The sequence below is a fragment of the Cedecea neteri genome (assembly GCF_000758305.1).
Lineage (GTDB): Bacteria > Pseudomonadota > Gammaproteobacteria > Enterobacterales > Enterobacteriaceae > Cedecea > Cedecea neteri_C.
This window is the reverse complement of the sequence record NZ_CP009458.1, coordinates 3,751,979-3,772,858: the sequence shown is the minus strand read 5'-3', so window position 1 is coordinate 3,772,858 and position 20,880 is coordinate 3,751,979. Positions and strand designations below refer to the sequence as shown.

Here is a 20,880-nt window from a genome sequence, read left to right as displayed (position 1 = left end):
TTATCCCTCTGAGCCGATATCGCTATGTGCTTAACTTTAGTCCCTGACGTTGGGTTGTCTAATGATTAAGCGATTTCTCCAGCGAATTCAGACTGTTTCACGCCAACCAGCGGTTGCCTTCGTATCAGAGATGGCTAGACTGACAGAAAGAACTGACTCAGCTTGAGGATTGCGCAGTGGATGTAATTAAAGGCAGCGAGCTGCACGTGCCGGACGCGGTATTTGCCTGGCAACTGGACGGCAAGGGCGGCGTGAAGCCCCTCGACAGCAATGAAATTATCGACAGCGAGCATCCCTGCTGGCTACACCTGAATTACACCAACGCTGACAGCGCTGACTGGCTGGCCAACACGCCGCTGTTGCCGAACTATGTCAGGGAGGCGTTAGCCGGTGAAAGCATGCGCCCCCGCGTTTCTCGCGTAGGTGACGGCACGCTAATCACGCTGCGTTGTATTAACGGCAACACCGATGAACGCCCGGATCAACTGGTGGCCGTGCGGCTTTACATCGATGAACGGCTGATTGTCTCAACCCGCAGGCGGCAGGTTCTTGCGCTGGATGATGTGGTGAACGATCTGAATGAAGGCACTGGCCCCACCGACTGCGGCAGCTGGCTGGTGGATGCCTGCGATGCGCTCACCGACCACGCCAGCGAATTTATTGAGCAAATGCACGATAAAATCATCGATCTCGAAGACAATCTGCTCGACCAGCAGGTGCCGCCTCGCGGGGCTTTAGCGCTGTTGCGTAAACAGCTGATTGTCATGCGTCGCTATATGTCGCCGCAACGTGACGTCTATGCACGTCTTGCCAGCGAGCGGCTAAGCTGGATGAACGATGACCAACGCCGACGTATGCAGGACATTGCCGACAGACTGGGCAGGGGGCTGGACGAAATCGACGCCTGCATCGCCCGCACCGGCGTGATGACCGATGAAATCTCCCAGGTTATGCAGGAATCTTTAAACCGCAGAACCTACACCATGTCGCTGATGGCGATGGTCTTTTTACCCAGCACGTTTTTAACCGGGCTGTTCGGTGTCAACCTCGGCGGTATCCCCGGCGGCGGCTGGGCCTTCGGCTTCGCGCTGTTCTGCATAATGTTGGTGGTTATGATAGGTGGTGTTGCCTGGTGGTTACATCGCAGTAAATGGCTGTAAAGTTGCGAGGTTTTGAACGAGTTTGTGGGCAAAAACGGCGTCGTTATTGAGCAAAATCAAGAAACCGAAAGCCTTGCCGCGGCAAACTCTCTCTCGCAGGTGAATGCAACGTCAAGCGATGGGCGTTGCGCTCCATATTGTCTTACTTCCTTTTTTTAGAATTACTGCATAGCACAATTGATTCATACCATGCCGGCTTTCAAAGTCGGCTTTTTTTTGCCTGCAATTTGTGGACTATGCTTTAAAGGGCGATTCACCCACGCAGGAGATGACGATGCTGTATCGCAACAGCCTGATGATGAGCGACCCGGCTTTCCCCACCGAACCCGTGCCGGTACCAGACCCGATCCCCAGACCACAGCCGATACCCGATCCGCCGACCGACCCGGATCCAAGGCCGATAATCGACCCACCAACACATCATTGAAGCTTTCCCTCTCCGGGCGGAGAGGGAATGAAGATTATTTAATTTCCAGGATATCCAGACGCTGCAGCGGGGCATCAGCGTTGTCTTCTTCTGGCTGCCAGCCAACGGGCTGCATAGGGATTTCTTCGCGATCGAACGCCAGGTCGCCGCCGTTCACCACTTCTGAACCGTGGGTAATACCCGCGAAGTCAAACAGCTCGGTATCGCAGAGATGCGACGGCACCACGTTCTGCATCGCGCTGAACATCGTCTCAATGCGGCCCGGGTAGCGTTTATCCCAGTCGCGCAGCATGTCGGCAATTACCTGACGCTGCAGGTTTGGCTGCGAGCCACACAGGTTGCATGGAATAATTGGATATTCGCGGGCGATGGCAAAACGCTCAATGTCTTTCTCGCGGCAGTAGGCCAGCGGGCGGATAACAATATGTTTGCCGTCGTCGCTCATCAGCTTTGGTGGCATGCCCTTCATCTTGCCGCCGTAGAACATATTCAGGAACAGCGTTTGCAGAATATCGTCGCGGTGGTGGCCCAGCGCGATTTTGGTACAGCCCAGCTCGGTGGCGGTGCGGTAAAGAATGCCGCGGCGCAGGCGGGAACACAGAGAGCAGGTGGTTTTGCCTTCCGGGATCTTCTCTTTCACGATGCCGTAGGTGTTCTCTTCCACAATCTTGTATTCAACGCCGATGCTGTCCAGATAAGCCGGCAGCACATGCTCAGGGAACCCCGGTTGTTTCTGGTCGAGGTTTACCGCCACGAGGCTAAAGCTGATTGGCGCGCTTTTCTGCAGGTTAAGCAGAATTTCCAGCATCGTGTAGCTGTCTTTGCCGCCGGAAAGGCAAACCATAATGCGGTCGCCGTCTTCAATCATGTTGTAATCGGCAATCGCTTCACCCACGTTGCGACGCAGGCGTTTCTGTAACTTGTTCAGGTTGTACTGTTCTTTTTGAGTGGTCATGAAAGTCTCGGGCTCTGAATCCAACACGCACAGCGTGTCATGCTGGCGTGTATGGTACGGATTGCGGCGGCGAATGCCAGCAGGATTTACGGTCATGCCACGTCTATCGGCTATGCTTTATCAGGTTAAACGTAATTCATAGCAGCAAGGAGTGAGGTTTATGACATTCGTAAAGACGAAAGATGGCGTCAATATCTTTTATAAAGACTGGGGGCCGAAAACGGCTCAACCGATTGTTTTTCATCACGGTTGGCCGCTCAGCGCCGATGACTGGGATAACCAGATGTTGTTTTTCTTAGGCGAAGGCTTCCGGGTTATCGCGTTCGACAGACGCGGACATGGCCGGTCTGACCAGGTCAGCGACGGGCACGATATGGATCATTATGCGGCGGATGCCTCGGCGGTGGTGGAACATCTGGATCTGAAAAATGCCGTGCACGTTGGCCACTCAACCGGCGGCGGACAGGTGGCCCGCTATGTCGCCCAATACGGCCAGCCTCAGGGGCGCGTTGCGAAAGCTGTTTTAATCAGTGCCGTTCCACCATTAATGGTGAAAACGGCGAGTAATCCGGGCGGGACGCCGCTTGAGGTGTTTGACGGCTTCCGTAAGGCGCTGGCGGCAAACCGCGCGCAGTTTTACCTTGATGTTGCCTCTGGCCCGTTCTATGGCTTTAACCGCCAGGGCGCTGAGGTTTCTGAAGGAAGTATTCGGAACTGGTGGCGGCAGGGCATGGCCGGCAGCGCGAAAGCGCACTATGAGGGGATCAAAGCGTTTTCAGAAACCGACCAGACCGAGGATCTGAAAGCCATCACCGTGCCGGTGTTGGTTCTGCAGGGTGATGACGACCAGGTTGTACCGTACAAAAATGCGGCTATTCTGCAGGATAAACTGCTCAGCAACAGCACGCTGCACATCTACCCCGGCTATCCGCACGGGATGCATACCACGCATGCCGATACCATCAATGCGGACATCCTGAAATTTATCCGCAGTTGATAGCGCTGTTATCAGGGGAGGCAAAAGCTTCCCCTGCTTATTTCTCCGCTTATGCCTCGGATGCCAAAGATGACAAGGCCGACATGGCTGATTCGGTATCTGTATGCGCCACGAAAATATGGTCGTGATAATACCCAGCCACCACGTTACAGCTGATGCCTTTTTTCGCCAGCGCGCGTGAAAATGCGGCGGTAAGGCCTACGGCGGCGAGGGATGAGTGAATCTTCAGGGTGATCCAGCTGGCGACGTAATCGTAGTTAACGGCATGTTTATCCGCCAGATCCTGCGGCAAAACCAGCGTGACGCCTTCAACCTCGCGGACGGTCACAATCGCGGCATCTTTTAATTCCGCTGAAGGCGCGGGTAAAGTGCAAAAAACATATTTCCCTGGGTTAAGCTCCGGGGCAGCATTGCTCAGCAGGATTGCCAGGTTATTCTCGCCAGCCATTTATCGGTCTCCTTTTCATTGATTGAGGACGAATTAAATAGCCTTTGAGCGATAAATAAAAATTAAAAAATATGCTGTTGCATTAGATTCGCTAATGACGAAGCGGCGCGCCTTTGACGCACCGCCCACGTTTATTTCCCGGTCAGCATCTGCCAGAGGAACTCTTCGATCATAGCCTGATGGGACGCCGTCTGGCTATTTTCCGGCGCGCTGCCGTGGCCGGCGTCCGTTTCCTCATACAGCCAGACGTTCTCGTGCCCTTGCTGCTGCATCCGTGCCACCATTCGGCGGGCATGAGCCGGACTAACCCTGTCATCCTGGGTGCCGGTGGTGAATAGCGTGGGTGGATAATCTACGTCAGCGGACACTTTGTCGAAAGGAGAATAACGCCGCAGCCACTCTCGCTCTTCGGCAATGTCCGGGTCGCCATACTCGGCAATCCAGGATGCCCCCGCGAGCCAGCGGTGATAGTTCAGCATATCCAGCAGCGGGACTTCACACACCAGCGCGCCAAATAACTCCGGGTAATCGGTGAGCATATTGCCAATCAGCAGGCCGCCGTTGCTCCCGCCCTGCGCGGCAAGTTTTGCGGCACAGGTGACTTTCCGCGCCTCCAGGTCGCTTGCCACAGCGGTAAAATCTTCCCAGGCGCGATGACGATGCTGTTTGAGCGCAGCCTGGTGCCAGCCGGGGCCATATTCACCGCCGCCCCGAATATTCGCGACGACGTAAACCCCGCCGTTTTGCAGCCATGTCACGCCTTTTGAGTCCAGGTAATGAGGTGTTAAAGAAACTTCAAATCCACCGTAACCATACAGCAGCGTCGGATTCTCACCGGACAGCGCCAGCGCTTTGGCGGCCACCTGGAAGTAGGGGACGCGGGTTCCGTCCAGCGAAAGGGCAAAGTGCTGGGTCACGCTAAACTCTCCGGCGTCAAAGCAGGTCGGATCCTGTTTCACGAGGCTGAGCGTGTCATTGTCCAGATCGCCATAGCTGAGGCTGTGTGGCTGCAGAAATCCGTGGCTGACCAGCCGGTAGCGGTTACTTTCATCGTCGATACCGCCGGCGGAAACGTTGGTGAAATCAGGCAGCTCAAGCGTTTTTATGCAGTGCCGCTGGCCGTTATCGATTTTTATAAATTCGACCTTTTCAACGGCATCCTGGCTCAGGTTAAGCAGGAGGTAGTCGCGGGTTGAACTGTAGCCTTGCAGCGTCGTGCGCGAGTTGGGTGTGAAGAGTGCAATGAAATTGCGCTCGCCCCGCTGAAAATCAGCCAAATCAATCGCCAGCAGGGCACCTGCAGGCCAGGTCGTCTCAGCGATTGTCCAGTCGGAAGTCAGTGTGACCAGCAGCCAGTCTTTGAAAAATCCGCAGGAGGCATCTTCGGGGATGGCGATAAGCGTCAGGGTGTTCTGGCCGGTCAAAAGCCAGGTTTGCCCATGGTAAAAGTCTTTGCTGCAGTGCACCAGATCCCGCTCAAAACCGGGGGTGTCATCATGCCAGGCTGAAACGGCCATGTCCGTCGCTTCACCGGCGTAGATGAGCGGCGCATCCTGCGGCGATGAGCCCCGAGCCCAGCGATAGACACTGCGTGGATAGCCGGACGTCGTGAGCGTGTCCTCTCCTGCATCGAGCGCCAGCAGCAGCGTGTTTTCATTCAGCCAACTGACCGAACTTTTGCTTTCCGGCAGGAAGAAGCCCTCGGGGATAAACTTTTTATTTACCAGATCGAATTCACGAATTTCACAGGCATCGCCGCCGCTGGATAAAAAGATCAGCGCCCGGGAATAGTCCGGGTGGAGGAGATCGGCGCCATGGTAGCTCCAGTTTGCGCCTTCCTCTTCATTCAGACGATCGACATCCAGCACCGTTTCCCATTCTGGTGTCGCGGTAAAGTAAGAGCTTTCAGAAGTCCGGCGCCATATACCGCGAGGGTGTTCGTCATCCTGCCAGAAGTTATACACCGCGTTGCGGTAATGGCTCCCCCAGGGAATATTGGTTTTATCGTCCAGCGACTGCAGGATCGCGCCCCGCATTTGCTGGAAGCGCTCTCCCGTGGCAAACCTGTCCGTGGTGCGCTTATTTTGTTTTTCCACCCAGCTTAGCGCCGCGGCATCTTCCGGGGTTTCGAGCTGGCTAAGCAAATCCTGAATCACTGGCTGTGTCATCACGCGTCCTTTTGTTGGGTACCGGGCTTGCAACTGACCATATCATTATGCCCATGCTCATTACACCTGAAGGCTTTTGTGGTTTCTGCCAGCGTGCTCGAATTTTTTCACTCGCAAAACGAAGGGCTTAGCAAAAGTACGTGTTTTCTTACTTGAAGTGTCTTTTTTACCTGATACTGTATATATAAACAGTATTTGTATTGGCGGTATCATGAACCTTCTCAAACCTGCGGCCTGTTGCCCTGACGCTTCCTTTCCTCTCTTTGCTGACCTGGTGCAGTGCGGGTTTCCGTCACCGGCTCAGGACTATGTTGAGCAACGTATCGATCTCAATAAGCTGCTGGTGCGCAATCCCGGTGCGACCTATTTCGTAAAGGCGGCGGGGGATTCGATGGTGGAAGGGGGAATTGGCGAAGGGGACTTGCTGATTGTGGACAGCTCAAGAACGGCGTCACAGGGCGATATAGTCATTGCGGCGATTGACGGGGCGTTCACCGTGAAGCGCCTGCAGCTTCGCCCCACGGTGATGCTACTGCCGATGAATAGCGCCTGGGCACCGATTCCCGTCACCGATGAAGCCGAACTCGATATTTTCGGCATCGTCACTTTTATCATCAAAGCGGCGGGCTAAGCATGTTTGCGCTGGTGGACGTCAACAGCTTCTACGCCTCCTGCGAAACGGCATTCCGCCCGGATTTAGCCGGAAAGCCGGTGGTGGTCTTATCCAATAACGATGGCTGCGTCATCGCCCGCTCTGCGGAAGCCCGGTCCTTTGTCAAAATGGGGGAACCTTTCTTTAAACAGAAAGAGGCGCTCAGGCGGCACGGCGTGCTGACGTTTAGCAGCAACTACGAGCTGTATGCCGACATGAGCGAGCGGGTGATGGGCGTGCTTGAAGAGCTGCTGCCGAGGGTCGAGATTTACTCCATTGACGAAGCATTTTGTGACTTAACGGGCGTGAGTAATTGCTACAACCTGAAGGCCTTTGGCCAGACGATCCGTGCAACCATTCGCCAGCGCACCCGCCTGACGGTGGGCGTGGGCATCGCACCAACAAAAACGCTGGCTAAACTGGCAAATCTTGCGGCAAAAACGTGGCAGGAGCGAACCGGTGGTGTGGTTGATTTATCCCGCCCGAAGCACCAGCGCTGGCTTATGGCACAGCTGCCCGTGGGTGAAGTCTGGGGCGTGGGGCGGCGACTGTCGAAAAAACTCGACGCCATGGGTATCAAAACGGTTTTACAGCTTGCCGACGCGGATATCCGTTTTATTCGACGGCATTTCAGCGTGGTGCTGGAAAGAACGGTGCGCGAATTGCGCGGCGAGTCATGCCTTGAAATGGATGAGTTCTCTGCCGCCAAACAGGAAATAATCTGCAGCCGTTCGTTCGGGGAACGCATTACCGAGTATGAGGATATGCGCCAGGCGATCGGCAGTTATGCCAGCCGGGCGGCGGAAAAGCTGCGGGCTGAGCATCAATATTGCCGGGTGATCTCTGCTTTTGTGAAAAGCAGCCCGTTTGCCGTGAATGAACCTTATTACGGGAACTGTTCGTCCGTTTCGCTGCTCATTCCCACGCAGGACAGCCGGGATATTATTCAGGCCGCATTGCAGAGCCTCGATGCTATCTGGCAGGCGGGGCACCGTTACCAGAAAGCGGGCGTCATGCTGGGCGATTTCTTTAGTCAGGGTGTGGCGCAATTCGATTTGTTCGACAGCAATGTTCCACGCCCTAACGGCGAAAAGTTGATGACCGTGCTGGACTTCCTGAATCAAAAGCAGGGCAAAGGCACGCTCTATTTTGCCGGGCAGGGCATACAGCAGCCGTGGGCGATGAAGCGCGAAATGCTGTCGCCGCGCTATACCACGCGCTATGCCGATCTGCCGCAGGCGTGGGTTTGCTGATCTTTAGGATGTTGATGAAGCTAATACCCCGTCTGCTTATTGACTGCTCTGTGCAGCGGTAATCCCTGGTTCTGGCGCTGAATATTTTCAAGTAACTGGCGAGCGATAATATCGACAGAGGCTGAGGAGGCCATATGTGGGGTGATCACCACCTGCGGGTGCGCCCACAATAGGTCGCCCTGCGGCAGCGGCTCTTGCGGAAATACATCGAGCACGGCGCCAGAAAGATGACCGCTGTTGAGGGCAGATAGCAGGTCGCCACTGACCATATGTTCACCTCTGCCACAGTTGATCACCGCGGCTCCCCTCGGGAGCTGATTGAACAGCGGCTCCGCCAGGATACCGCACGTTTGTTCAGTGAGCGGCAGAACATTGACCAACACATCAAGCGAGTTCAGAAAAGGCTCAAGCTGATGCTGCCCGTGATAGCCATCAACGCCTCTTAGCTGTTTTTCATTGCGCGACCAGCCAGATACCCGGTAACCCAGCGCCACCAGTTGACTGGCAATGTATCCCCCGATTTCCCCCAGCCCCATGATACCGATGTGGTAATCGGCGGCGGTACGCTGCGGGTAGCATTTCCATATCTGCAAGCGCTGATGAGCTACAGCGCGATCGAAATAGCGCTGGAACCATAATATGCCCCACAGCGCGTACTCGAACATACCGTGACGAAAACTGTCATCCACTACCCGGCAGAGTGGGATCTCGCTGGTGAACACCGGGGAGGGAAGGTGGTCAACGCCAGCTGAAGCGGCCTGAATTAACCTCAGTTTTGGCGAGCGAGTCAACAGCTGCGGGTGCGGATACCAACAACAGGCATAGCTTGCTTCAGCGGCGGCCTGATTGTCAGGCAATACCGCATCTACATCAGGAAACTGCCGCAGAGCAACACAAATCTCATGGGCGAAATCCGCATCGCTGCAATCCACAACAATTGTTATATCAGGCATAACGTTAACCTTTGTACGAGGTATCAATGCGATCAAGACGACGTAGCCACGCCTGCCAGACCAGTTGCCGTTCCTCTTCGACACCCATTAACTGTTCGCAGGCATGTTGACTGAGGTGTGGGGCGATGGTGTGGATCGGGCTGAGAGGTGCCAGCTGTGAGGCGGCCATCTGGATTTCACAGGCGCGGTTAAGGTAATACATGATGTAAAACGCATCTGCGACGGTACGGCCCACCGATAACAAGCCGTGGCTTTGCAGGATCAGGGCAATGTGGTTACCCAGCGAATGTTGAATACGCTCCCGTTCATCGAGATCAAACGCCACACCTTCATAAGGGTGGTAGCCAACGCGCCGGTAAAACTCGGTACTGATTTGATTAAGCTGCAGCAGGCCATCATGACAGGCGGCGACGGCCATGCCGGGCAAAGTGTGCGTGTGCATTACGCAGTGGGCGTCTTCCCGTGCCATATGCACCGCACTGTGGATGGTAAAGCCTGCGGAATTGGCCGGAGCATTGCCTTCCACGACCCTGCCTTGCATATCCACAACGATCAGGTTACTGGCCGTGACTTCATCAAACATCATGCCAAAGGGATTAATTAAAAAGCGCGGCGTACCGTCACCGGGAAGGCGGACGGAGAAGTGAGTGTAAAGGGTATCTTCCCAGCCGAACATTGCCGCCAGGCGGTAGGCCGCAGCCAGTTGCTGACGCAGGTGTTGTTCTGTAACCATGACTAGACTCCCATAAATTCACGGATGCGGTTAAGAGAAGGAGACTGCTCCGTGCCGCGGATAACCTGCGGGGAGACGTCGCCCTGAATCACGCCATGTTCCATAATGACAATTCTGTCGGAAATGGATAACGCGAAGTCCATTTCATGCGTGACGATCAACATCGTCATGCCTTCCCGGGCAAGAGACTGAATCACCTTTAGCACTTCGCCGACAAGTTCAGGATCCAGCGCAGAGGTGGGCTCATCAAACAGCATGATGTCCGGTTTCAGAGCCAGTGCTCTGGCGATGGCGACACGTTGTTGCTGGCCGCCGGAGAGCTGGTTCGGGTATTTATTGGCGTGCGCCAGAAGCCCTACGCGATCGAGTAGCCCAAGCGCCTGCGCGCGGGCGGCGTGCGGGTCGAGCAGTTTGTGGTACAGCGGAGCAAGCATCACGTTGTCGAGCACTGTACGATGCGGGAACAAATTAAAACTCTGGAAGACCATACCGATTCTGCGTACGCCCGCGCGTAGCCGGTGTTTATCGATAATGGCGTTACCTTTCAGGTAGTCCTCACCGTAGAGAATGATCTCTCCTGCATCGATGTTTTCCAGCGCGTTAATAGTACGGATAAGCGTGGTTTTTCCCGAGCCGGATGGGCCGATGATGCTTATTACCTCACCACTCTCGACCTTCATATTGATGCCTTTCAGCACCTGATGTTGCCCCCAGGACTTGCGGAGATCGCGCAAATCAAGGGCTGGAGGCGTGCCGCGGGTAGAAACCGATTCTTTTGCTTCCGACAACGTGGGCAGGCTTTGGCGTAGAGTCAGGCATTCGGCATCGCTCAGTGTTTGTGGGCGTTTGCGCTGAATATCCAGCCGGTTTTCCAGCGCTTTAAACAGCCAGGTAAATACCGTCACCACCATGACGTAATAAACGGCCACCGCAAGCAGTGTTTCCATGACAAGGAAATTTTGGGCATATAAACGCTGGCCGGTCAGCAGTAATTCGGGCAGTGACACTACCGACAATATCGAACTCAATTTAATCACGGTGATGTATTCATTAATTAGCGTCGGCAGAGCAATGCGAAACGACTGCGGAATAATAATTAAGCGTTGGATTCCGGTGAAACTAAAACTTAATGCGTGGCCTGCCTCGCTTTGCCCTTTAGCCACGGAAATTAAACCACCGCGATGAATTTCTGCCATATAAGCGGCTTCCGTGACGGTCAGCGATACCAGCCCGGCGATAAACGGCACCCCAAGAAGCGGCTGCGTCACCGGGAACAGCTGCGGCAAGTTGTAGACGAACACCAGCAGTACCATTAAGGGCACACTGCGGAAAAACCAAATATAGAGTTCGACGGGGATCTTAATCCAGCGCGGGGCTGAGAGCTTTGCGCAGGCTAAAAGAAAACCTAATACCAGACCAATCGACCAGGATAATGAGCTGACAAAAATAACCGTCACACACGCCTGCCAGAATGCCCCAATGCTAAATAACGAAAAAAAATATCCCCAATCGAACGCCATATCGACTCCTGTTGCTCAATAATTGATTGTCTTAATCGATACTTTCTAAGTTGTATTTCTTAATAATGTCTGCATATTTTCCGTTGGCTTTTAACGTCACCAACGCGGATTTAATGGCATCAACCAGTTGGGTATTTCCTTTTGCAACGTAAATCCCCAGTGGCATCGGATAGACCAGACGCGTGGAGCTAATCGCTAAACGGCCACGGCTTTTATCCACGAGAATTTGCGCAGCAGGGGCGATTTCAAGCTGCGCGTTAGTGTTCTGCGACAGCAGGGCTTGAGACGCTTCCGGTGCCGTTGGGAACTCCAGAATAGTGATGGCCGGTTTCCCGTTCGGCGTACAGTATTCATCCGAGTGTTTCTTCAGGCTGTCCACCCACGACGTGCCTTGCTGTAGCCCGACTTTTAGGCCGCAGAGTTCATCTTCCGTTTTCGGCTGCACCGGGCCACCTTTCAGGGCGATAATCGAAGCCCCGGAAAGGGCATACGGAATCGCGTCGGCCTGTTTCTGGCGTTCCGGAGTAACGTACATACCGGAGATGACCGCGTCATACTTCTTGCCTATCCCCAGGATCAGACTGGTGAATTTGGTGTCGATCAGCTGTGGTTTGGCTTTTAACTGCCCGGCAATCAGGGCTGAAAATTCCGGGTCAAAACCGACGATATTGTTATTGCTGTCATAGGATTCAAACGGTGGGTAAGTGACCTCCATCCCAACCTTAAATACACCGTTGGTCAGCAGCTCCGCCGACTGGGCCAAAGGGGAAAAACATACGCTGGCGATAAGCGCTAACGCCACGCGGGACGAGACTTTTTTTAAGGCGCTATTCATCATTTATCCTCATGTATTATTGTGGTTTTTTGTTGGGCTTGTTTTTTCAAATGACCAAATGTGTTTGTGCCCCTGGCTCTCTCCGGTAACTGGAGTTCGCCTTTGGCCACTTTCTCGCGCAGGTAGCGATAGGTCTGTAATGCCTGGCTCCACATATGCTCGCCGATACTCAACTCCTGGTATTCACTGGCTTCACCGGCAGCCAAAAAGTTCGGCAGCGGGCGGATAAGAGTGTGGTAGTCGCAGGCGAAAAACAGCGGGAAGGAGTAGCGTTCCTGTGGCACCTTGCGTACACGATGGGCAGTGGCAATAAAGGTGCCTGCGCTTAGCACCTCCAGCATGTCGCCAATATTGATCACGAAGGCTTCTTCCCCGGCCGCGTTTTTCACCGGCGGGGCATCTATCCACACGCTGTCTTCATTGAGCACTTCAAGCCCTGGTTGATCGGCCAGCAGCAGCGTGAAGCATTCATAATCGGTGTGTGCGCCAATGCCAGGAAAGTCTTCGGCACTTGCATCAAAGGGGTAGTGGATCAGCCGCAGTTTCGCGGGCGGGCAGGTGACCATCGACTTGAAATATCCCTCTGGTAAACCAAGCGCGAGGGCAAAAGCGTCAAACAGACGGTGGCCAAGGGCAAAGACCGCTTCATAGTAGGCGAGGATCCGGGATTTAAACTCCGGTAACGCTGGCCACTCGTTAGTGCCGATAAGCGGCGTGCCGGCGACAACAAACGGGTGATCGTCAGCAGCCTGGAAACCGATATCAAAGGCTTCTTTATGGTCTGGTTTACCGGAGCCGTAGATCTCTTCCCCTTCCGGGACATAACCTTTATGGCTTTTTGAATGGCCGATGTAATAGGCCATCTTTTCTTCCATCGACATGGCGAAGACCTGTTTCGCCGCAGCACGGATCCCGGCAATCAGCTCTGGTGCGATACCGTGGCCAGTGACGTAGAAAAACCCGACTTCACGCGATGATTTGCCTATCGCATCGGCAACGGCCTGGCGCTTAGCCAAATCGTCACTGGTCAGATCGCTGATATCGATGGTGGGGAGTTCGGTGAATGCGTGTCTTATGCTGTTCATTGCTGCATTTCCTTTTCAGTTAGTGATAAAAACTGGCGAAATTGCTGCTGTTGATACCGGGCCATCCAGGCATTCAGCGACCATAAGTCGGCAACCGGTACGTTGGTAAAGGGCAGGTGATGAAGGTAGCCATCCGGGCCAAATTCCGGCGTCAGTGTGGTTTGCGTGTAACCACGCTTACGCTGTGAGTGCCAGATTTTCATCCAGAACTTTTGCTGGAACGCTAACGCGTCCTGATATTCCGGCGCGGCAGGATGAGGGATCTGCGGCCCCTGGTCATAACCTGCACGGGCCTGCACATGATGGACGCGCTCGATAAAAGTGCTGAAATCGTCGCAGGGGTCGTTCAGCAAACGCTCACTGACGACAATCCAGTGACTGATATCGGCGGTGAAACGTAGCTGCGGTAGTTGTCGGATAATGTCGAGCGTCAGCCATGGACTGTATAGCGATGTCGCCCGGTGAGTTTCAAAACTGCAAACCAGGCCGATATCGGAGGCCATCTCATGCACTTTGCCGAGAAAATCTACCTGCTGAGCCAGCGGCCAGCGATCGTTGCCGGCGAGCAGATTAACAAAGCGCGGGTTCAGTATTTTTGCAGCCACGAAACGTTCTTTTAGCCGCTCCAGATGATGTTCCGGGGTTTCGTGCTGGGCAGGAATCACGCCACCGCCGCTAAACACAATCGCGATATACTCCAGCTCTGCGGTCAACAGACGCCCGGCGAGGTTTTGCAGTTCTTCAGCGGTGGACGGTACGCGTGCTTCAATCCCGCAGCAACCGACGCTTTTTAATTCACTTAAGGTTTGTGGCCAGGGCGTTGTCACCCCCCAAAGAGTGCGAAAGATATTGAGCTGCATGACAACACCCCTATTGGTATTTTACGCCGGGTAATACACAGAGCATTTCGTACAGGAGGTTTGCGGCCAGTTGAGAGGTATTGCCGCTGACATCATAAGGAGGAGAGACTTCGACCAGATCGCTGCCAATCAGATTCAGTCCACGGCAGCCGCGTACAATCTCTAAGGCCTGAATCGAGGTCAGTCCACCCACCTCCGGTGTGCCGGTTCCGGGTGCCCAGATAGGATCCAGACTGTCGATGTCAAAGCTAAGGTAAACCGGTCCGTCCCCCATCTGCTGGCGGACTTCAGCCATTAACGGGGACAGTGATTTATGCCAGCACTGTTCGGCCTGCACCAGACGGAAACCCCGATCAACACCCCACTGAAAATCACCGGCAGCGTAGCCCTGGGCGCGCTGGCCAATCTGCACCACGCGCTTAAGATCCAGCAATCCTTCTTCGACGGCGCGTCGGAATGTGGTGCCGTGAGCAATTTTTTCACCGAACATTTCATCATTGGTGTCGGTGTGGGCATCAACATGTATCAACCCCACGGGGCCATGTTTTTTGGTCAATGCCCGCAGAATAGGCAGAGTGATAGTGTGGTCACCACCAAGGGTGAGAGGGATCAGCGGATAACGATTTAAACCAGTGTAGTAATCCTCAATAATCTGCACCGATTTGAGCAAACTGTAGGTGTTAATCGGGACATCGCCGATATCTGCAACGGATAACGAGTCAAACGGCGCGGCGCCGGTGGCCATATTATACGGGCGGATCATCACTGATTCGGCGCGAATATAGCGCGGTCCGTAGCGTGTCCCGGAACGTTGTGAGGTGCCGATATCCAGCGGTATGCCAACAAAGGCAGCGTCAAGGCTTTGTAAATCTTCAACAAATGGCAGGCGCATCATTGTTGCACGGCCTGCGAATCGTGGCATTTCGTTGCCACTTTGCGGTTGATGAAAATGGCTATCCATTTTAGCTCCTGAAGATGACGGACAAAACGTAACAGGAGGGATAGTGTGAAAATTGTACGGGATGTTAAATCGTCTGTTATAAATAATTACTTCATCTTTTTGTGAACTAATGACGATGCAAAACGACAGTAGCCTCAATATCCGGCAGTTACAGGTTTTCGAAACGGTCGCGCGGCTGGAGAGTTTTAATCGCGCTCAGCAGGAACTGGGCATTTCGGTTTCGGCCATCAGTAATGCGATGTCACAACTGGAAGGGCAGCTTGGTTTCAGTTTGTGTCAGCGTGGGCGGGGTGGTTTTTCGCTGACGGAAAAAGGACAGCAATTTTTACAACAAGCGATCCGCGTTTTAGGTGAACTGCACGAACTGGAGCGGCAGTCGTCGTTGTTGAAGGGGGAGCATAGCGGGACGCTTTGTATCTCGGCGCTCGATTCGATGGAAACAGAAACCGCGCTGTCGCTGCCGGTGGTGTTACGCAGCTTTATTGATAAATTTCCCTATATACATATCAAACTGATTATTCGTACTCCGGCGGAACAGATTAGCGGCGTGCTCAACAACCATATTGACCTTGCCATCGGCAGCTACAATTCCCAGGTCAATAATATCATCAGTGAACCGCTGTATCGCGAGCAGCACTGGCTCTATTGCAGCGATCTGAACCCGATGTTTTTTAGCCATCAACTCGACAAAGACAAGATCAGCCAGTGCCCGTTGGTCACCCGTAGCTACTGGAACGCGGGCGATTTACGGCGACGGGGATTCAGTAAAGGCAGCGCGACGGTGGAAACGGTGGACGCCCAACTGCTGCTGATCCTCTCCGGAAAGTATATTGGCTATCTCCCCGAACATTATGCCTGGCCGTGGATAAAAGAGAACCGTCTGCGTGTATTACTGCCCAATGAGTTTGGCTTCCAGTCACCGTTTTCTGCTATTTGTAAACGCGGCCGCAGTAATGAACCGTATCTGAAAGAGTTTCGCAGCCTGTTAAAGAAAAATACCGTCGCGAGCCCAAAATGGAATTATTGAGAGCACCGTTAAGGCAAATATCTGCGTCAGTAAAAAGGTGAGTGGATCAACTACAGAAATTCCGTTATGACATATCCGTTGCAATGAACACCAAAGATGGAGTGAAAGCGATGAACGAGATTCGAATTGCCCCCGATCGATTGCATCAGTTGGTCTTCAATCTGTGGATATATGCCGGGAGCCACAGAGCAGAGGCGCAAAAAATTGCCGATCATCTGGTGGCGGCAAATCTGGCTGGCCACGACTCTCATGGTGTGGGCATGATCCCAGGCTATATTGCAGCGAGAGACCAGGGATTATTGCAGCAGAATAAAACATTGCTGGTGGTCAAAGATGCAGGGGCAGTGCTGACCGTGGATGGTCAGCAGGGCTTTGGGCAGGTGATGGCTGCGGATGCTATGGATTTGGCGATTCAGCGCACGCGGAAACTGGGAATGTGCGCTATCGCACTGCGGAATTCACACCATATTGGCCGTATTGGCCATTGGGCTGAAATGTGTGCCAGGGCTGGGTTTATCTCGTTTCATTTCGTCAATGTCGTGGGTGACCCCATGGTTGCGCCGTTTAATGGCAGCGATCGCCGTTTTGGGACCAATCCGTTCTGTGCGGTATTTCCTCGTTCCGGCAAAGCGCCGCTGCTGCTGGATTTTGCCACCAGCGGAATTGCTTACGGTAAAACCCGCGTGGCATGGAACAAAGGCGTTTCGGTCGCTGAAGGGAATCTGATCGATAGTCATGGTCTGCCAACAAACAACCCCGGGGTGATGCACGAGTCGCCTTTTGGTTCACTATTGGCATTTGGTTTACATAAAGGTTATGCCCTGGCGGTGATGTGTGAGGTGCTTGGCGGAGCCGTGTCCGGGGGGCAAACGACGCACCCTCATTCATTGCAAACGTCCCAGGCGGCCATTTTTAACTGTATGACCAGCGTGCTATTAGATCCGGCGGCTTTCGATGCCCCAGAGATGCAACAGGAGGCCCAACGTTTTATTGATTGGGTAAAAAACTCCCCGCAACCCGGAGAACAACCTATCCTAGTGCCCGGCGAGTGGGAAGAGATTCAGCGAATGGAGCGTCAGCAACAGGGCATTCCAATTGATACCAATAGCTGGCAACAGATTTGCCATGTGGCTCGCGCTGTCGGTATGCCCGAAGCGGAACTGGCAAAATATAGCGCATAGATGACGGCGAATTCTGCCAGCACATTTCATTTAGGGCGTGCTCAGCGTCATTCTCTATAAACCCAAACTCTCCGGCAGCGGAACGGGAATCGGTTCACCGCACACAGTTACCGTCGGGCCGCCCAACGCATTCCAGCGAAATAAATTCAAATGCCAGCCGTCGGGAATGCCTCGGGAGCGGTCGATAATGCCATCGGCGTTGGAGACGCGCGCCTGGTCAGCGTTTTGCCAGGAAGGCGGTTCAATATTTTGCTGCAGGGCGCTGAGCCAGCAGTGATTAGACAGATCGCGGTTAATGCCTAAAGCCAGACAGGAATATTCGTCTCGCTGGTCTAACACCCGCGCACCTTCGACATACAGTGGGACAAGCACCCGCGGTTTGCCGTCCTTTCGCATATGGGCGGCAACTGCGAGCGTTGCCCACTCACTTACCGGACTCATATAAAGAATTGTTTGTCCTGGCCGATGATAACGTCCTGGGGACTCGGGCCGACTGCGCGACAGCACGCTGCTGAGGAACTCCGTCGGAACGGCACGGTAAAAGAAACCGGTGACGTTTTTGAAATGAAGGTGGTTATCGGACACAATGGTACCTGGCCTGCTCAGAAAATTGGCAACCCTAGTAAACCAAAACGTTGTGACAGAATTGCCATCGCAAAGCCCCGAAGCGTCGGTGATGATTGTGCTACGGCCAGAATAGTTTCGCTGCTGAACTTTTTTTCAACCGGCCTGTCAATATCACAGCCAGAATCATGGGAGAGCGTTTCGAAGTGAAAGGATTGTTGACTGCATTAATACTCATTGCCAGTTTTCTGATTGGCTGCGCGATGTATTACAAAGTGGGCTGCTGGTTTGAGGATGACATCATCAATTTTTACGCCGGAGACGAAGGGTAAAGGCTGGGTAACTGCGCGAGGCATCATTACCCGGAATGTTTAACCTTTAAAGACGGAAAACTTTTTGGTCAGCGGTTTCAGTTTTTCAGTTTCGCCGTAAAGCGCAATGCCAACAAAATCGAGTTCAGCGAAAGGGGTTTCGCGAGTGTCTTTGATTTGTTGCTCAGAAGAATGCGACAGCATGGTGGTGGTAAAAAAGTTATACAGCACGCCTTCTTCCCTGCATTTCTCCAGCGTCGTCCCCAACTGGCTACTGTTTTTAGACTGAAGCACCACCACCGGATAATGGTTCATCCAGGCGCTTAAGCCGCTATCCTGGTTGGGGTAGTCATGAAATACAGGCTTATCGACTTTAAGCATGATACCGCCGCACAGGTGCCCCACGGCATTCATTTGCACGCTGACGTCGGCGTTGCGGTTCACGATGACATACAGCTTATAATCATTATCTTCGAACATTCTGGCTCCTTGTCTGTTTAAGCATCTGCTGCTGATTTAGCTTAGGGCGAAAAGCTCAAGCATAGTAATCGTTTTTTTATCCACCTTCCTGTTGGCGATCAATCTTTAAGGCACAGAGAAAATTATTCAAACGACAATCGTTATATATTATTTTATATAGCGATTAATAAGGAGAACAGATGGAACTTTACGTCTTTTATGTGGGCGGCAATGCCGGAAGATCCAATATCGAAGTGCATGACGTCCAGTTTGTGGCTGCGGAGAAACCAGAGGACGCATGGCCTGCATTACGTGCAGCCTGGTTTGGTGACAAAGATAAAATCCATATCGACGGTTACGGCAAGCTGAACTGGGCCGACGGCTACCACATTCGCCTTTCGGATAAACCTGTTGAGCAAACGCAAAAACTCTTTTTTGTGAACGTCGGCGGCTACAGTCCGAAAACGCTGGCGGAGCTGCATGAGTTTGATTTCTTCGTGGCGGAAAATCCGGCGCAGGCAAAAGAGAAGGCGATTGCCAGCCTGCTGGTCGAAAGCTATCAGCAGCACAAAGACAACCTGAAAGACGTTGATGACTGCCTGCTGTTAGAAAGCGTGGGGGAGTATTTTATCCATCTGGAAAAAGCGGAGCAGGGCGAACGCTTCAGGCCAGAATGGCAGGGTTATTTGCCGATTAGCGAATAGCGCTCTTGTTCTCTACGGAAAACGGTGCCTTAGCGAAAGGCGCCGTTTTTACTGTTTCACTCGCTAACGCAGCAAAATTGATAAACTCACGCCTGAATCACGCGAATCTGCTAGCATACGCGCCTGCCCGTTATTATTAAGAGATGACCATTGTGACCGCTTTTTCCGCACTGAACGCTTTACCTGAAGCACAACTCGCCAACCTTAGCGAACTGGGGTATCACGAAATGACGCCCGTTCAGGAAGCGGCTTTGCCCGCCATTCTGGCCGGAAAAGACGTCCGTGCGCAGGCTAAAACCGGCAGCGGCAAAACCGCCGCTTTCGGCCTCGGTTTGCTGCAGCACATTGATGCCAGCCAGTTTTTAACCCAGTCGCTGGTGCTGTGCCCAACGCGCGAGCTGGCCGACCAGGTCGCTAAAGAGCTGCGTCGCCTGGCACGCTACATGCCAAATATTAAAATTCTGACCCTGTGCGGCGGCCAGCCGTTCGGCGTGCAGCGCGACTCGTTACAGCATGCGCCGCACATTATCGTTGCCACGCCAGGTCGTCTGCTGGATCACCTGAAAAAAGAAACGGTGAAGCTGGATGCGCTGCAAACGCTGGTGCTGGACGAAGCCGACCGCATGCTGGACATGGGCTTTGCCGACGCCATCGATGAAGTGATTGCCCATGCGCCGGCCAAACGCCAGACGCTGCTTTTCTCCGCCACCTGGCCTGCAGCCATTGCCGCTATCAGCGGGCGAATTCAGCGCGACCCGCAGACTATCGAGATTGATACCGTGGATGAGCTGCCGTCCGTTGAACAGCAGTTTTATGAAGTCTCTCGCGGGGGCAAAATCGGCCTGCTGCTGGCGCTGCTCAGCAAACATCAGCCAGCGTCCTGCGTTGTTTTCTGTAACACCAAAAAAGATTGCCAGGCCGTTTGCGATGCGCTGAACGAGCGCCATCAAAGTGCCCTGGCGCTGCACGGCGACATGGAACAGCGTGACCGCGACCAGACGCTGGTGCGCTTCGCCAACGGCAGCAGCCGTGTGCTGGTGGCAACGGACGTTGCGGCACGTGGGCTGGATATTAAAGCACTGGAAATGGTCATTAACTACGAACTGTCGTGGGACCCGGAAGTGCACGTTCATCGTATTGGCCGTACCGCGCGGGCCGGGCAAAGCGGGCTGGCTATCAGCTTCTGTGCACCGGAAGAGGCGCAGCGCGCCAGCGTGCTGGCAGAAATGCTGAATCTTTCCCTGAAATGGCAGCAGCTGCCGTCCGGCATTTCCGTGAAGCCACTGGAAGCAGAAATGGCGACGCTGTGCATCGACGGCGGCAAGAAAGCCAAAATGCGTCCGGGCGATATTCTGGGGGCGTTAACCGGGGATATGGGGCTGGAAGGTGCGGACATCGGCAAAATCGACGTCCACCCAATCCATGTTTACGTTGCGGTACGTCAGTCCGTGGCGCGCCACGCCTGGAAACAGCTGCAACAGGGCAAAATCAAAGGTAAGTCAGTGAAGGTTCGCCTGCTGAAGTAAACAAGCTTTCCCCTCATCATAACCTTCTCCCCAAGGGGGAGAAGGGATAAAAGAACGGCAATCTCTGTTTTCCTCATCTCCCTTCCGGGGAGAGGGCCGGG

21 protein-coding genes are annotated in these 20,880 nt (G+C 53.8%); 9 read left to right on the top strand and 12 right to left on the bottom strand.

The genetic code is table 11. The features are described 5' to 3' along the window. Positions 1–176: 176 nt before the first annotated feature. A complete protein-coding gene (gene zntB / locus LH23_RS17590) occupies positions 177–1,160 on the top strand; it encodes a zinc transporter ZntB (protein ID WP_039293965.1) in 984 nt (327 codons plus the stop codon). A gap of 461 nt (positions 1,161–1,621) precedes the next feature. On the opposite strand, the gene ttcA is transcribed toward zntB, so the two are convergent. Beyond that, the gene (gene ttcA / locus LH23_RS17585; protein WP_039296842.1) at positions 1,622–2,542 is read right to left on the bottom strand and encodes a tRNA 2-thiocytidine(32) synthetase TtcA; all 921 of its coding nucleotides are present in this window, start codon (positions 2,540–2,542) and stop codon (positions 1,622–1,624) included. 160 nt (positions 2,543–2,702) lie between these two features. On the opposite strand from ttcA, the gene LH23_RS17580 reads away from it, so the two are divergent. After that, positions 2,703–3,539 (top strand): alpha/beta fold hydrolase, encoded by an 837-nt coding sequence (locus LH23_RS17580; RefSeq protein ID WP_039293963.1) that lies wholly within the window; start codon positions 2,703–2,705, stop codon positions 3,537–3,539. Positions 3,540–3,588: 49 nt separating this feature from the next. On the opposite strand, the gene LH23_RS17575 is transcribed toward LH23_RS17580, so the two are convergent. Further along, positions 3,589–3,987 carry an ACT domain-containing protein gene (locus LH23_RS17575; RefSeq protein WP_039293961.1) on the bottom strand — a complete coding sequence of 133 codons (399 nt, stop codon included), beginning with the start codon at positions 3,985–3,987 and terminating at the stop codon, positions 3,589–3,591. 131 nt (positions 3,988–4,118) lie between these two features. Further along, positions 4,119–6,155: a prolyl oligopeptidase family serine peptidase gene (locus LH23_RS17570; RefSeq protein WP_039293959.1), complete on the bottom strand. Its 2,037-nt coding sequence runs from the start codon at positions 6,153–6,155 to the stop codon at positions 4,119–4,121. A gap of 211 nt (positions 6,156–6,366) precedes the next feature. Here LH23_RS17570 and umuD point away from each other — a divergent pair, with 211 nt between their 5' ends. Then, entirely contained in the window at positions 6,367–6,786 is a 420-nt protein-coding gene (umuD, locus tag LH23_RS17565) for a translesion error-prone DNA polymerase V autoproteolytic subunit (protein WP_039293957.1), read from the top strand. A 2-nt stretch (positions 6,787–6,788) separates the two neighbouring features. After that, positions 6,789–8,060: a translesion error-prone DNA polymerase V subunit UmuC gene (umuC, locus tag LH23_RS17560; protein ID WP_039293954.1), complete on the top strand. Its 1,272-nt coding sequence runs from the start codon at positions 6,789–6,791 to the stop codon at positions 8,058–8,060. Between the two features lie 20 nt (positions 8,061–8,080). Here umuC and LH23_RS17555 read toward each other — a convergent pair whose 3' ends face one another. Genes LH23_RS17555 through speB form a run of 7 tightly spaced genes read right to left on the bottom strand, consistent with a single transcriptional unit; the run spans position 8,081 to position 15,007 of the window. Then, a complete protein-coding gene (locus LH23_RS17555; protein ID WP_039293952.1) occupies positions 8,081–9,013 on the bottom strand; it encodes a 2-hydroxyacid dehydrogenase in 933 nt (310 codons plus the stop codon). Positions 9,014–9,017: 4 nt separating this feature from the next. Further along, positions 9,018–9,746 (bottom strand): class II aldolase/adducin family protein, encoded by a 729-nt coding sequence (locus LH23_RS17550; protein ID WP_039293951.1) that lies wholly within the window; start codon positions 9,744–9,746, stop codon positions 9,018–9,020. Positions 9,747–9,748: 2 nt separating this feature from the next. Continuing rightward, on the bottom strand, positions 9,749–11,266 hold the full coding sequence (locus LH23_RS17545; protein WP_039293948.1) for an amino acid ABC transporter permease/ATP-binding protein: 1,518 nt from the start codon (positions 11,264–11,266) through the stop codon (positions 9,749–9,751). A gap of 31 nt (positions 11,267–11,297) precedes the next feature. Further along, on the bottom strand, positions 11,298–12,101 hold the full coding sequence (locus LH23_RS17540; RefSeq protein WP_039293945.1) for an ABC transporter substrate-binding protein: 804 nt from the start codon (positions 12,099–12,101) through the stop codon (positions 11,298–11,300). Next, entirely contained in the window at positions 12,101–13,186 is a 1,086-nt protein-coding gene (locus tag LH23_RS17535; protein ID WP_039293942.1) for an isopenicillin N synthase family dioxygenase, read from the bottom strand. Before LH23_RS17535 ends, LH23_RS17540 begins: the two co-directional genes overlap by 1 nt. Next, positions 13,183–14,046, bottom strand: coding sequence for a TIM barrel protein (locus LH23_RS17530; protein WP_039293940.1), 864 nt, complete (start codon positions 14,044–14,046; stop codon positions 13,183–13,185). Before LH23_RS17530 ends, LH23_RS17535 begins: the two co-directional genes overlap by 4 nt. 10 nt (positions 14,047–14,056) lie before the next feature. Continuing rightward, positions 14,057–15,007 carry an agmatinase gene (gene speB, locus LH23_RS17525; RefSeq protein WP_039293939.1) on the bottom strand — a complete coding sequence of 317 codons (951 nt, stop codon included), beginning with the start codon at positions 15,005–15,007 and terminating at the stop codon, positions 14,057–14,059. Between the two features lie 115 nt (positions 15,008–15,122). Between speB and LH23_RS17520 the strand changes: the two genes are divergently transcribed. Both LH23_RS17520 and LH23_RS17515 read left to right on the top strand, forming a co-directional pair. Beyond that, the gene (locus tag LH23_RS17520; protein ID WP_039293936.1) at positions 15,123–16,034 is read left to right on the top strand and encodes a LysR family transcriptional regulator; all 912 of its coding nucleotides are present in this window, start codon (positions 15,123–15,125) and stop codon (positions 16,032–16,034) included. Between the two features lie 110 nt (positions 16,035–16,144). Continuing rightward, positions 16,145–17,215 carry a malate/lactate/ureidoglycolate dehydrogenase gene (locus LH23_RS17515; protein ID WP_039296841.1) on the top strand — a complete coding sequence of 357 codons (1,071 nt, stop codon included), beginning with the start codon at positions 16,145–16,147 and terminating at the stop codon, positions 17,213–17,215. 54 nt (positions 17,216–17,269) lie between these two features. Here the strand turns inward: LH23_RS17515 and LH23_RS17510 are convergent, their stop codons facing one another. Continuing rightward, positions 17,270–17,800 (bottom strand): RES family NAD+ phosphorylase, encoded by a 531-nt coding sequence (locus LH23_RS17510; protein ID WP_039293934.1) that lies wholly within the window; start codon positions 17,798–17,800, stop codon positions 17,270–17,272. Positions 17,801–17,967: 167 nt separating this feature from the next. Here LH23_RS17510 and LH23_RS24060 point away from each other — a divergent pair, with 167 nt between their 5' ends. Continuing rightward, positions 17,968–18,111, top strand: coding sequence for a hypothetical protein (locus LH23_RS24060; RefSeq protein ID WP_156107034.1), 144 nt, complete (start codon positions 17,968–17,970; stop codon positions 18,109–18,111). Between the two features lie 39 nt (positions 18,112–18,150). Here the strand turns inward: LH23_RS24060 and LH23_RS17505 are convergent, their stop codons facing one another. Next, positions 18,151–18,570 (bottom strand): DUF2000 family protein, encoded by a 420-nt coding sequence (locus tag LH23_RS17505; protein ID WP_039293932.1) that lies wholly within the window; start codon positions 18,568–18,570, stop codon positions 18,151–18,153. Between the two features lie 179 nt (positions 18,571–18,749). Between LH23_RS17505 and LH23_RS17500 the strand changes: the two genes are divergently transcribed. Further along, the gene (locus LH23_RS17500) at positions 18,750–19,253 is read left to right on the top strand and encodes a DUF1543 domain-containing protein (protein ID WP_039293930.1); all 504 of its coding nucleotides are present in this window, start codon (positions 18,750–18,752) and stop codon (positions 19,251–19,253) included. A 152-nt stretch (positions 19,254–19,405) separates the two neighbouring features. Further along, positions 19,406–20,779: an ATP-dependent RNA helicase DbpA gene (dbpA, locus tag LH23_RS17495; RefSeq protein ID WP_039296840.1), complete on the top strand. Its 1,374-nt coding sequence runs from the start codon at positions 19,406–19,408 to the stop codon at positions 20,777–20,779. Positions 20,780–20,880 lie beyond the last annotated feature (101 nt).